The following is a 12,499-nucleotide window of genomic DNA, read 5'->3' on the forward strand; positions in this document are numbered from 1 at the left end:
ATCTGGCGCGGTAAGGTACGAGAGGAGCAGGCAATAATGGCACATGTGGTAATTTTGGGTGCGGGCACAGGCGGAATGCCGGCGGCTTACGAAATGAAGGAAGCTCTGGGTACCGGGCATGAGGTGACGCTGATCAGCGCCACTGATTATTTCCAGTTCGTTCCATCCAACCCGTGGGTGGGCGTGGGCTGGAAGGAGCGCGATGATATCGCTTTTCCAATCCGGCCCTATGTGGAACGCAAAGGAATACATTTCATCGCACAGTCCGCCGAACAGATCGATGCCGAAGCGCAGAATATCACCCTTGCCGACGGCAGCACGGTACATTACGACTACCTGATGATCGCCACAGGTCCGAAGCTTGCTTTCGAGAATGTACCGGGTTCCGATCCCCATGAAGGCCCGGTGCAGTCCATTTGTACGGTGGACCATGCGGAACGGGCCTTTGCCGAATATCAGGCGTTGTTGCGCGAGCCCGGCCCCATCGTCATCGGCGCCATGGCCGGCGCAAGTTGCTTCGGACCGGCTTACGAATATGCCATGATCGTCGCTTCCGACCTCAAAAAGCGGGGCATGCGCGACAAGATTCCGTCCTTCACCTTTATCACCAGTGAGCCTTACATCGGTCATCTGGGCATTCAGGGCGTGGGCGATTCCACGGGCATTCTGACGAAGGGCCTCAAGGAAGAAGGTATCGAAGCGTATACCAACTGCAAGGTCACCAAGGTCGAAGACAACAAGATGTATGTAACCCAGGTGGACGAGAAGGGTGAAACCATCAAGGAGATGGTCCTGCCAGTCAAGTTCGGTATGATGATCCCGGCTTTCAAGGGCGTGCCAGCGGTGGCGGGTGTCGAAGGATTGTGCAACCCCGGTGGTTTCGTGCTGGTGGATGAGCACCAGCGCAGCAAGAAATACGCAAATATCTTTGCGGCGGGTATCGCCATCGCCATTCCGCCGGTAGAGACGACCCCGGTGCCGACCGGCGCGCCCAAGACCGGTTATATGATCGAATCCATGGTGTCGGCGGCGGTGCACAACATCAAGGCGGATCTGGAAGGCCGCAAGGGCGAGCAGACCATGGGCACCTGGAATGCGGTGTGTTTTGCCGATATGGGTGATCGCGGCGCGGCATTCATCGCCTTGCCCCAGTTGAAGCCCCGTAAAGTGGATGTCTTTGCCTACGGTCGCTGGGTGCATCTGGCGAAGGTGGCCTTTGAAAAATACTTTATCCGCAAGATGAAGATGGGTGTCTCCGAGCCCTTCTATGAGAAGGTGCTGTTCAAGATGATGGGTATTACCCGTCTGAAGGAAGAAGATAGCCATCGTAAGGCCTCCTGATCGTTCCGTTGGTCAGTGAAAATACCCCCGCCTGGTGCGGGGGTTGTTTTTTTATAGGTGCCGGGGCGCGGACAGGATATGATCCCGGAAGTATTTGCCGCAGATGGACAGGTTCCGGGGAAACATGGACGAAAAATTGCAGAAAGTGCTCGCCCGCTTTGGGCTGGGGTCGCGCCGCCTCATGGAGGAATGGATCGCGGCGGGGCGTGTGGTGGTAAATGGCCAGCCCGCCAAACTGGGTGATCGGGTGACAGCACAGGACAAAATTGCCGTGGACGGGGAGGTGTTGCGGGTTCCTTCCTGGGTACGCCCGCGCCTGCGCGTGCTGCGCTACCACAAGCCCGCGGGGGAACTCACCACCCGCAACGACCCGGCAGGGCGTCCCACGGTTTTTGACCGGCTACCGCGATTGCGCGGTAGCCGGTGGATTGCGGTAGGTCGCCTCGACTACAACACCGAAGGCCTGCTGCTACTCACCAATGACGGTGATCTGGCCAACGCGCTGATGCATCCCCGTGCTGGCATCGAACGGGAATACGCTGTCCGGGTGCTGGGGGAGGTAAGTCCGGAGCGGCAGGCCCGCCTGTTACAGGGCGTAGTGCTGGAGGACGGCGAAGCGCATTTTGTGACCTTGCAGGAAGCCGGTGGTGAAGGCGCTAATCGCTGGTATCATGTCACTTTGGCGGAAGGGCGCAATCGTGAGGTAAGGCGACTTTTTGAGGCGGTGGGCCTGACCGTGAGCCGCCTGATTCGGGTGCGTTACGGAGTGGTGGAGATGCCGCGCCTGCTCAAGACCGGTTACTTTGACGAATTGTCCGATGAAGAACGTGACGCCCTGCTCGCCAGTGTACAGTGGGTCAATCCCGCTACACCACCTTCCGACAGCGTGGAACGCGTCACCGCGCCGCTGCCGGAAGCGCGAAAAAATAACCGTCGCAGGGAAGCTCTGCAAACGCCATCGCGTGGCTGGACGGGACAGGGACGGCGAAAGGTCCGGGATTAGAGGTCGCCAATGCGGAAACATGGGGGCTGGTCAGCCGTATTCGGAATTCTGGAGGAGGCCTTCGGCCCCCAGGACTGGTGGCCCGCGCAGTCCCCCTTTGAGGTCATGGTGGGTGCGGTCCTGACTCAGAATACCGCCTGGCGCAATGTCGAAAAGGCGATTGCCAATCTACGGGCGGTCGACGCGCTGAGCGTGCGGGCCCTTCTCGCTCTGCCCGAAGGGGATCTGGAGGAGCTGCTCCGGCCGTCCGGATTTTACCGGATAAAGACCAGACGCCTGCTGGCCTTGTGCCGGTTTCTGGAGGCTCGGGGTGTGGGCGCTGCGCCGGAACAGCTTGCGCGGCAGGGGACCGTTCCGACGCTGCGGAAAGACTTGCTGGCGGTCCACGGTATCGGCGCAGAGACGGCGGATTCCATCCTGCTCTATGCCCTGGGTCTGCCGGTCATGGTGGTAGACGCCTATACCCGCAGGATCGGCGGTCGCCTGGGTCTGCTGGAAGGTGATCTTTCCTACGGCGCAGTGCAGTCCGGGATGGAGGCTGAACTGAAGTGCGACGATGTGCAGACACGCAATGCGCTGCATGCGTTGCTGGTCTCGCTCGGCAAGGATTACTGTCGGCCCCGCCCGCGCTGTGGCATCTGTCCTCTCCATGGGTGCTGCGCCTATGCCGCAGGATCATGAGGGGCGCGCCGCGCCCCAGAGAGACTCCTCCCGGAGTCAGATTTTTTTGATGAGTTTGATGACGCTGAGAAGGATGACCGCGCCGATGAACGCCACGATGACGGCGCCGATGATGCCCGCCCCGAAAAGGCCGGCCAGACCGAAAAAGAGGAGGACGAAGCCGCCGATGAACGCGCCGATGATACCCACGATGATATCCCCGACAATTCCGAAGCCGCGTCCCGTGATCAGCAGTCCGGCCAGCCAGCCGGAGATGCCGCCGACGAGGAGGAAGATGATGATGCTCAAGAGCGTCATCAGCGGTTACTCAACGATGACTTCCAGCGCGCCGACATCCAGCAACGCGGCTTCCGCCATCGCAGATTCCTTTTCATCAAAGCCATAGAATTCACAGGAGACGACGTCTTTTTCTGCAAAAACTGCATGCTTCAGATGGGTCTGCTGCTGCAGAATCTTGCGCAATACGTCATAGTAATCCGCGCGATCCGGATGGTTTTCCAGCAACGCCTTGCGAATGCTGGAAAATCCCTCCCTGACCGCAATTTCATCATTGAATAGCGCTTTTATAGCAAACATAAGGCTCCTAGGATTTATTCTTCATCAGTAGCGCGATGAGCATCACGACCAAAAAGCTCCAGAACAGGAACATGAACGCGTCCAGTATACCACGCATTGCCGCATGCTGCGCCAGAATCTGGCCCAGCACCTGCCAGTTCAGATTTCCCTGACGTAAACCGGCGCCATCCAGATAACGCGGCAATGCCGCATTGAAGGGACTGATATGCCCTCCCATCTGGTTCCATGCCTCCTGAGCCTCTTCGGTCATGATGGTGGAGATGATGGCAATGCCCACAGAACCGCCCAGATTGCGCATGAGATTGAATATCCCCGATCCCTCCGGCGTCTGCTCCTTGCTGAGGGTCGCAAAAGCCAGCGTAAATAGGGGGATGGATACCAGACCGAGACCGAGGCCCCGGATCACTCCGGGCCAGATGATCCAGGCAGGGCTTACCTGCAGGTTGTAAGAGAGGCTGATCCAGGTGCCCGTGGCACCCAAAAAAACCCCGGCCATGATCATCCAGCGGGGGTTGACCCCGCGATTGAGCAGGCGTCCCGCCATCCACATGGAAATCCAGGAGCCCAGGCCCTGGGGAGCCATGGCAAGGCCTGCGGTTTGCGGTTCGTACCCCATATAATCCTGCAGATAGATGGGCAGAATCACCATGGTCCCATAGAGCGCCAGGCCGAATAATCCTATACCCGCACTGCCTAGCGTCAGGGAGCGATCCTTGAGCAGGCGCAAGTCGACCAGCGGATGGGCGACGCTGAGCGAACGCAGTACAAAGAGAAAAATACCCGTGCCAGCCAACAACATCAGGATGATGATGAAGTCGGAGCTCCACCAGCCGTCCTGATCGCCGAGGCTGAGCATCATCTGCAACGCACCCAGCCCGATGGCCATCCATACGAATCCAAGCCAATCAATCGGTCGGGGATGTTCGCTTTTGCCAAAGCGGGGGATGTAAAAAAGCAGCATGGTAAAGGCGATGATGCCAATGGGTATATTGACGTAGAAACACCAGCGCCAGGAGAGGTCTTCGGTGAGATAGCCGCCGAGCACCGGACCGACAATGGGACCGAGCATGGTGCCCATGCCCAGGGTCGCCATGGCTACCCCGCGTTTCTCCCGGGGATACGCCTGAACCAGAACGGCCTGCCCGACAGGTACCAGAGAAGCGCCCAGTGCTCCCTGCATGAAACGCCAAAAAACGATTTCCGTGAGGCTGTGGGATTGTCCGCTCATGACCGAGCAGACCAGGAAGCCAGCCACGCTCCACAGGATGAGCCGCCGTTGTCCGTAACGCTCGACCAGCAAGCCGGTCAAGGGAGTGACGATGACCATGGCCAGCATGTAGGTGGTGAGTGCCCAGGTGATCTGATCGCTGTTGGCGTGAAGCGATCCCTCCATGTGTGGCAACGCCACGTTGACTATCGTGATGTCCAGAACATTCATGATGATGCAGGCCATTACAGCGACAGTAATGGCGAGAAGATGCGGGCTACCCGTTTGATCGAAATTCCCGCTTGCGAGCGTTGGCGCGTGAACGCCATCCATCGCTATTTATGGTCTCCGGAGACGGCATTACGGAGTATCAGCAGAATGACGCCATCAAAAATCAGATTTACGCCGACAAAGATACCGACCAGGATGAGCGAGCCCTGTGGCCAGGTGACAAAAAACAGAATGGCTATGACGACATCGATTACCCCGCTGAAAATAAACCAACCCCGTCCGTGGCCAGCGTGGACATTGGACTGGGTGAAGTTGCGGTAGGCATCCATGACGAAATACAGGATGAACATCAGGCCGATGGCGGCGATGCCGGCGTTGGGCAGTGCAATCATCACTCCGCCGGTGGCCAACAGCAGGACCGGCTTGAGCCAGTCCGCCAAATGATGCTGATGCATCTGATAGCTGTGGATGAACCAAGTGAACCCGGCAATGATCAACAGCGCCGCCAACACGCCATCGGTTGCGGCAGACAGAATGACCGGGCTCAGCAGTCCGAAAATACCGATGATGATCAGGACGACGGCGATGGGCAGCACATACTTGCCGAACATTTTCCGTTCGGCCTCGACGACCGTGGAAAGATCGGGTATCTGGTTGTTCATGGAACTCTCCTTTCAGCGATACCAGAGTATCTCTGTACTTTCCAGGGGGACCAGGCATCCCTCGCGATATGGGATGATCCTGGGCGTAAAACCCTCCACCGAGTGGCGGGCCGGCACTGCACAGTGGTAATTGTGGCTGTTGATGGCGCCGCTCAGGGCTTCTCCGCGCGTCATGGTATAGAGGGTCGGGCACTGTCCCCCCTCGCCGTTGGCGAAGAGCTGTACCGCAACGGCGTCTGGGTTAAGGTCATCCAGATATACGGGTACCTGAAAATGGTGGGTATCGGTGTCGCTTTGCACATTCAGTTCGCCAAAATGCACGCTTTGCCAGTGCTGGTGAATTTCATGCTGCCATCTGCAGATGCCTTCAACGGTGTCGCGGTCGCTGCGCGCGGCCAGAAGTCGTGCGGCCGGCACGTAGAGGGTGGATACATATTCCTGCAACATGCGATTGGTGCTGAATTGCGGGGTCAGGCGGCCCATGCTTTCGCGGATTTTGTCGACCCAGCCGCACGGACAGCCGTTGGCATCGCGTTGGTGGTAAAAGAGCGGCACGACTTCGTCTTCCAGCAGGCGATAGAGCTGCTGTGCTTCCTGTTGGTCCCATGCCAGATCGGTATCATGTTCCTGCCCATCGCCCAGCGCCCACCCGACCTCCGGGCAATAGGCCTCGGCCCACCAGCCGTCCAGTTCCGAGAGATTGAGGCCACCATTGACCAATACCTTCATGCCGCTGGTACCGCTCGCTTCCCAGGGGCGGCGCGGCGTATTGATCCACAGATCGACACCCTGCACCAGATGTTCGGCGACCAGCATGTCATAGTCGGTGATGAAGACGACGCGCCCGGCCAGGTCGGGATACTGGTGGATGAACTGGGTCCACTGCTGGATCATGGCCTTACCGGCGCCGTCCTGGGGATGCGCCTTGCCCGCGATCAGCAGTTGTACGGGATAGTGCGGATTGTTCAGCAGACGGTACAGACGATCCGGGTCGCTCAGGAGCATGTTGGGGCGCTTGTAGGCAGCAAATCGGCGTGCGAAACCGATGGTGAGGGTGTTGGGGTCGAGCGCCGTTTTCGCTTGTTCACATTCCCTTTCGGGCGCATAGGTCGCTGCCAGTTGCTGTTGCAGGCGCTGGCGGGCGAATTGGATCACCTCCTGCCGCGCGACGCTGCGCAGGTGCCAGATATCGGCATCAGCGGCCTGGCGAAAGTCCGTTTCGATATCCTTCAGGTCCCCAAGCCAGCGGGATTTGCCGCAGTATGTGGTCCACAGGGCGTCGGCTTCGGCGGAATCCCAGGAGGGCATGTGCACGCCGTTGGTGACGTGGGTGACGGGAACTTCGTCTTCGGGCCAGCGTGGGAACAGAGGCTGGAATAAGCGACGGCTGACGGCTCCATGCAGACGGCTGACGCCATTGACGGTCAGGCTGCCGTGAATGGCGAGCCACGCCATGTTGAAGGGTTCACGGCGGTCTTCGGGATGCTCACGGCCCAAGGCAAGGACGGTCTCTATGTCAATCCCGAAAGCCTCGGAGGCACCGGCAACGTAGCGCGTCATCAGTTCCGGCGGAAAGCGGTCGAAACCGGCGGAGACCGGGGTGTGAGTAGTGAAGATATTGCCTGCGCGGGTGGCGGTGAGGGCGCAGGGGAAGTCGGTACCGTGATCCCGCATATGGCTGTAGGCCCGGGCGAGAATGGCGAAGGCTGCATGCCCTTCGTTGAGATGACAGATGTCCGGCTGGATACCCAGGCGGCGCAGCAGCATCCAGCCGCCGACGCCCAAGCAGATTTCCTGCTGCAGGCGGGTCTCCGGGCCGCCGCCATAGAGCTCGGCGGTAATGCCACGATCGGCGGGGGCGTTGAGGGGATCGTTGCTGTCGAGCAGATACAGGGTCACCCGGCCGACCTGTGCCTGCCAGGCACGGAGGATGACGGTGCGACCGGGGAATGGCATTTCCAAACGCAGCCATTCGCCCGCCGCGTCCCGCACCGGGGTGACGGGTATCTGGGTGGGGTCGTTGTACGGATAGAGTTCGATCTGACGACCACACTCATCCAGACTCTGACGAAAATAGCCCTGCTGCCAGAGCAGGCCGACACCGAGCAGTGGAACACCAAGATCGCTGGCGGTTTTCAGGCAGTCGCCAGCCAAGATGCCAAGGCCGCCCGAGTAGATGGGCAGGGACTCGGACAGACCGAACTCCATGCTGAAATAGGCCACCTGACGGAAGGGAGGGTGAGGATAGGTTTTGCCGAACCAGCACGTTTGCGCGAGGCGGTTGCGGTGCTCGGCGACGAAGGCGTCCAGCTTAGCGATGAAATCTTTATCCTGGGCCAATTGCTGGAGCGTCTCACTGCCGGCGTTCTGCAGAATCAGCCATGGATTGTGGGTCTGCTCCCAGAGTTTGGGGGCAATATGCTGCCAGAGGGTGTCGGAGACGTGGCTCCAGGACCAGCGCAGGTCGAGGGCAAGTTCAGCCAGGCCGGCCAGTGATTCGGGTAGTTGCGGGAGCAGGTAGCAAGGGGCGATGGTCACGAAGTCCTCCGGTTCGATGGGGTGCGTGATAGGCAGGGTCGGGTAAAGCCCCCCCAGCCGTGATACGGCGCCCGCCGCGTCGCGGTGATGGTTTCGGTGACCGTATCAATCTGATCGAGTTTGATGAGGGTGGCATTGGCGATGAGTTCTTGGCTACGGCTGTCCATAAATGCTCCTGTCATTGGATGGCGGGTTGTTCCAGGCGGATGATTTCCAGTCGGTTGGTACCACCGGGGTGGCCCCTGCTTGGACCCTGGGTAAGGAGAATGAGGCCCTTCTCGACGCCGTGGGTCACCAGCCAGCGGCGGACGGCCTGTTCCCAGCCCTGGTCGGGGCTGGGCATGGCTACCGCATGCACGCCGTAATGAAAGCACAGGCGCTGGCAAGTGCGGTCCTGCGGGCTGATCGCCAGTATCCAGGGGACCAGCCGGAAGCGTGCGATGCGGGCCGCGGTGGTGCCCGTTTCGGTGGGGGTGACGATAAACAATGGATTCAAATGCTCGGCGGCGGTGCGTACATCCCAGGCGATGACCGATTCCACACTGGGCGCGTCGTGCAGGGTATCTGCACTGAGCGGGCTCAGCTCGGATCGGGATTTTTCGGTGATGCGGGCGATTTCGGCCAGCATTTTGACCGCTTCGACGGGGAAATCGCCCATGGCGGATTCTTCGGAGAGCATGACACAGTCGGTACCGTCGAGGATGGCGTTGGCGACGTCAGTGACCTCCGCGCGGGTGGGGCGACGATTGTGCACCATGGATTCCAGCATCTGGGTGGCGGTGATGACCGGCTTGCCTGCCGCACGGGCCTTGCGGATGAGGCGTTTCTGAATCAGCGCGATCTGCCCGATGGGCACTTCCACACCAAGGTCACCGCGCGCTACCATGATGCCATCGGCGGCGGCGATGATGGCATCCATGTGTTTCCAGGCCCGGGCCCTTTCGATTTTGGCGATTAGAAAGGGCTCATAACCCAAGGCCTGCGCCTCCCGGCGGGCGGCATGCAAATCCTCCGGCGTTTCCACGAAAGAGACACTTAGCGCGTCGACGCCGGCCTCCAGCGCGAAGGCCAGCAACTCGCGGTCGGCGGGGGTGAGGGCACCGCCTTCCAGTGTCACCCCGGGCAGATTCACGCCCTTATGGGAGAGGAGCACGCCGCCCACCACCACCCGGCAATGGATACCGGCATGATCATGCTGCTCCACCCGCAACTCGATGAAGCCGTCATTCAGAAATATCGTGTCCCCCTTGACCAGAGGATGAGGAAGGCGGGGCAGATCCAGGGGAATCTGCTCCGGGGTTCCGGGTGCATCGGGGGCGAGGAGTACCCGGCTGCCGCGCTTGAGGGTGACCGGAGCAGGCAAGGTGCCAATGCGGATTTTCGGGCCGGGCAGATCGGCGAGGATGGCTACCCGCTGTCCCGCCCTTTCCGCCGCTGCCCGGATACGGACAATGCGGGCGCGGTGTTCATCCGGCGTGCCATGAGCGAGGTTCAGGCGCGCCACGTTCATACCGGCGCGGACCATCTGCTCCAGTGTTTTCGGTGCATCGGACGCTGGGCCGATGGTACAGACGATTTTGCTGCGCTGCGCCGGTAGTTTCATCATGCGTTGGGATTCAGCAGCTTGACAGCCTCATCGACGCCCTGATTGCGGACGACAATGGCGTGGATGGCCTTGCAGAAGTTGACCGCGTCGGGCTGACTGCGCTGATGGACATTCCGGCCGGTGGCGCAGCCTTGCGTGCCACCCACATGAATCTGTTCGTAGAGGCGTTGCAGAAACTCCGGCGCATCGGTTTCGGCCCCCCCCGCGCAGACGACCTGGGTGCGCCCGGCAGCGGCGACGGCTTCACCCAAGAGCGTGCCGTCCATGGCACCCGCCGCGTCGAGTGGTGGGTTGATCTTGACGAAATCCGCCCCGAGACAGGCCGCCAGACCCGTGGCACCGGCAATGAGATGCGGGTCCTGCTCGCGTTCACCTACTGCCTTGCCGCGCGGATAGGCCCAGATGACGGCCAGCAATCCCATGGCATGGGCATCCTGAATGATGCGTGCGGCTTCGCTGAGCATGGTCGGCTCGAACTCGGAGCCAGGGTAAATGGTGTAACCCACCCCAACCACCCGAAGACCGGAATGGCGCACAAAATCATGAATCTGCGCCATGCTCTGCCACTGCAGGCTGATCGGATCGCGTTGCGCCGTTTTGATCAGGTGGGTCTTGCTGTTGAGCTTGAGCAAGTAGGGCGTGTCGCGGTAATCCATGCCATAGCGGGCAATGAGGCCCATCTGTGCGGCAAAGCAGCCTACGGGCGCTTCACTGGCGATGCGGAACAGATGTTCCGGGTCGGAATCGTCCGTCGCCACGTGACCCCCGATAAAATCATCGTTGAGATGTTCGACCTTCTGATCGCCCGCCATCAGAAACAGGCGTCCGCTGTCCTGGGTGGCGAGACGATAGTTTTCCGTCCAGCGGTGAGTGCTTTCGGCGGACATGCCGAGTGGTGCTTGGGCGATTTTAGGCATGAGGATCTCCTGTAACGCAGGGATGAAGTGGTTCGTAATGGCGCCGCAGGGCGTCGCCCGCAGCAGCTACCAAGGGGTGCAGGGAGGGTGTCAGGCGGGGCTGGCTGCCGAATTGCATACTGGCGAGATCGGGTGCGGAGGCATGCATCTGAATGGCCAGGCCGATGGTGTTGACCAGTTCGCCGGTGGTGGCGCCGCCGAGAATTTGGCCGCCAAGAATCTGCAGGGAGTCGGCGGCGAAGATGATCCGGCAGTAAATCTCCGTGGTGTTGGGCATCGAGGCGGGGTGATGATCAGGCAGACGGGTTTCGCCGACCAGAATGGGGAAGCCTTCCAGTTCGGCCTGACGCTGGGTAAGCCCCGCGACGCCGAAGGCCAGACCATCGATTTCGCTGGCGTAGATGCTCACCGATCCGGCGTTGTAACGGAGTTGACGCAAGCCATAGAGGTTCATACCGGCAATCCGCCCCTCGGCCGCAGCCTGGGAGGCGATCATGGCGTGATTGGCCTTGCGGGTGAAAAAATCCTGCTTATGGGCGCAATCCCCAACGGCAAATATATTGGGATCTTCGCGGGAACGCTGGAAGGCGTCGACCCAGATCCCGCCGGAACGACTGAGGGTCAGGCCCATATCCCTGGCCAGGGCGACCTGGGGGCGGGTACCGATGGCGATGAGCACCGCGTCCACCGTCAGCGCCTCCTGTCCGGCGATCTGTATTTGTCCGACGCGCTTGCCGCCGGAATCGGGCAGCAGCGCCTCTACCCTGGCTCCAGTATGGATATGAACCCCATGGGCCCGCAACTGCTTCTCCACCGCCGCGCAGGCATCCGGGTCAAAGGCCGCCTGCATCAGGTGCGGCAGCATTTCGACGATGTGCACTTCGATGCCGCGTTTACGGATTTCGTCGGCAAACTCCACTCCGATGAAGCCACCACCGATAATGGCCAGTTTTTTTATCTGCGGGATGAGAGTACTGAAGAGCGTGTCCAGATAGTCGTAATCTTTACGGATACTGAAGACCCCTTCCAGACCGGTGCCGGGAATAGGTGGGATGAAGTTCTCGGCGCCAGTGGCCAGCACCAGACGTTCCCAGCGAATGACATCGCCATTGGCCAGGGTGGCCGTGTGTGCGACGCGATCTATCTGTTGGGCCGCCCCGATCTGAAGCCGTCCGCCGGCCGCCAGCAGAGGCGCGCGCCCGGCCATATCCTCGTCGGTGCCGCCCAGAGTGCCAAAAATGTAGGGGATACCGCAGGGAATCACCGCATCCGTCTCCGGGCGGATCACCAGCACTTTCTTGTGCGGCGAGAACTGGGCGGCGGTGATACCCGTCATCATGCCGGCGGGGCCGCCGCCAACAATCAGGATATCCGTTACTATCTCAGCCATCTGTTACTCCTCGTCGGTTGCGGTTGGAAAGGGGTACTGCGGCCGGCACAGGTTCGCCATCCGGACCTCCCTGGTCGCCTTCGTCCATCAGTATAGAACAGTCGGGGATTTTGAGTGCTCCTGGGAACGTGGTGAGTCGTCTTCCGGGCATGCTGCGGCGGATAATCTTGTAGCGCCCAAGGAGGGCTGAGCGGTTTCAGCAGAACTGATGTCATGCTAGGTAGATTAGTGTAGACAATTGGCCACAATAATAACCTATTGTTTGCTATAATATATTGTTATGTTTCCTTAGGATGGTTGTCGTGCTATAGCGACAAACTTTCGGGGGGATCTCCTTGATCATCCCG

General features: G+C 60.2%; 12 protein-coding genes. 3 read left to right on the forward strand and 9 right to left on the reverse strand.

The features are described 5' to 3' along the window. Window positions 1-36 precede the first annotated feature (36 nt). From F6A13_RS07430 to F6A13_RS07440, 3 genes are all read left to right on the forward strand, one after another. Window positions 37-1,341, forward strand: coding sequence for a sulfide:quinone oxidoreductase (locus F6A13_RS07430; protein ID WP_113525689.1), 1,305 nt, complete (start codon window positions 37-39; stop codon window positions 1,339-1,341). 124 nt (window positions 1,342-1,465) lie between these two features. Beyond that, the gene (gene rluB, locus F6A13_RS07435) at window positions 1,466-2,344 is read left to right on the forward strand and encodes a 23S rRNA pseudouridine(2605) synthase RluB (RefSeq protein ID WP_113525887.1); all 879 of its coding nucleotides are present in this window, start codon (window positions 1,466-1,468) and stop codon (window positions 2,342-2,344) included. Window positions 2,345-2,353: 9 nt separating this feature from the next. Beyond that, window positions 2,354-3,025, forward strand: coding sequence for an endonuclease III domain-containing protein (locus F6A13_RS07440; protein ID WP_126605512.1), 672 nt, complete (start codon window positions 2,354-2,356; stop codon window positions 3,023-3,025). A gap of 36 nt (window positions 3,026-3,061) precedes the next feature. Here F6A13_RS07440 and F6A13_RS07445 read toward each other — a convergent pair whose 3' ends face one another. From F6A13_RS07445 to F6A13_RS07485, 9 genes are read right to left on the reverse strand one after another with little or no spacing between them, the layout of a single operon-like run. Further along, window positions 3,062-3,322 (reverse strand): GlsB/YeaQ/YmgE family stress response membrane protein, encoded by a 261-nt coding sequence (locus F6A13_RS07445; RefSeq protein WP_126605513.1) that lies wholly within the window; start codon window positions 3,320-3,322, stop codon window positions 3,062-3,064. A 6-nt stretch (window positions 3,323-3,328) separates the two neighbouring features. After that, window positions 3,329-3,601, reverse strand: coding sequence for a hypothetical protein (locus F6A13_RS07450; RefSeq protein ID WP_113525686.1), 273 nt, complete (start codon window positions 3,599-3,601; stop codon window positions 3,329-3,331). 7 nt (window positions 3,602-3,608) lie between these two features. After that, on the reverse strand, window positions 3,609-5,141 hold the full coding sequence (locus F6A13_RS07455; RefSeq protein WP_126605514.1) for a DHA2 family efflux MFS transporter permease subunit: 1,533 nt from the start codon (window positions 5,139-5,141) through the stop codon (window positions 3,609-3,611). Between the two features lie 2 nt (window positions 5,142-5,143). Next, window positions 5,144-5,701: an HdeD family acid-resistance protein gene (locus F6A13_RS07460; protein ID WP_113525684.1), complete on the reverse strand. Its 558-nt coding sequence runs from the start codon at window positions 5,699-5,701 to the stop codon at window positions 5,144-5,146. Window positions 5,702-5,713: 12 nt separating this feature from the next. After that, a complete protein-coding gene (glgP, locus tag F6A13_RS07465; protein ID WP_126605515.1) occupies window positions 5,714-8,239 on the reverse strand; it encodes an alpha-glucan family phosphorylase in 2,526 nt (841 codons plus the stop codon). Further along, window positions 8,236-8,406 (reverse strand): hypothetical protein, encoded by a 171-nt coding sequence (locus F6A13_RS07470; RefSeq protein WP_192796486.1) that lies wholly within the window; start codon window positions 8,404-8,406, stop codon window positions 8,236-8,238. Before F6A13_RS07470 ends, glgP begins: the two co-directional genes overlap by 4 nt. Before the next feature lie 11 nt (window positions 8,407-8,417). Beyond that, on the reverse strand, window positions 8,418-9,845 hold the full coding sequence (pyk, locus tag F6A13_RS07475; protein ID WP_126605516.1) for a pyruvate kinase: 1,428 nt from the start codon (window positions 9,843-9,845) through the stop codon (window positions 8,418-8,420). Further along, window positions 9,842-10,762, reverse strand: a complete 921-nt coding sequence (locus F6A13_RS07480; protein ID WP_126605517.1) for an aldolase — start codon at window positions 10,760-10,762, stop codon at window positions 9,842-9,844. The genes pyk and F6A13_RS07480 overlap by 4 nt, the downstream gene beginning before the upstream one ends. After that, a complete protein-coding gene (locus F6A13_RS07485; RefSeq protein ID WP_126605518.1) occupies window positions 10,755-12,152 on the reverse strand; it encodes an NAD(P)/FAD-dependent oxidoreductase in 1,398 nt (465 codons plus the stop codon). The genes F6A13_RS07480 and F6A13_RS07485 overlap by 8 nt, the downstream gene beginning before the upstream one ends. Between the last annotated feature and the right edge of the window lie 347 nt (window positions 12,153-12,499).

Origin of the sequence: Acidithiobacillus sp. 'AMD consortium', from assembly GCF_008926505.1 — a bacterium.
Lineage (GTDB): Bacteria > Pseudomonadota > Gammaproteobacteria > Acidithiobacillales > Acidithiobacillaceae > Acidithiobacillus > Acidithiobacillus ferridurans.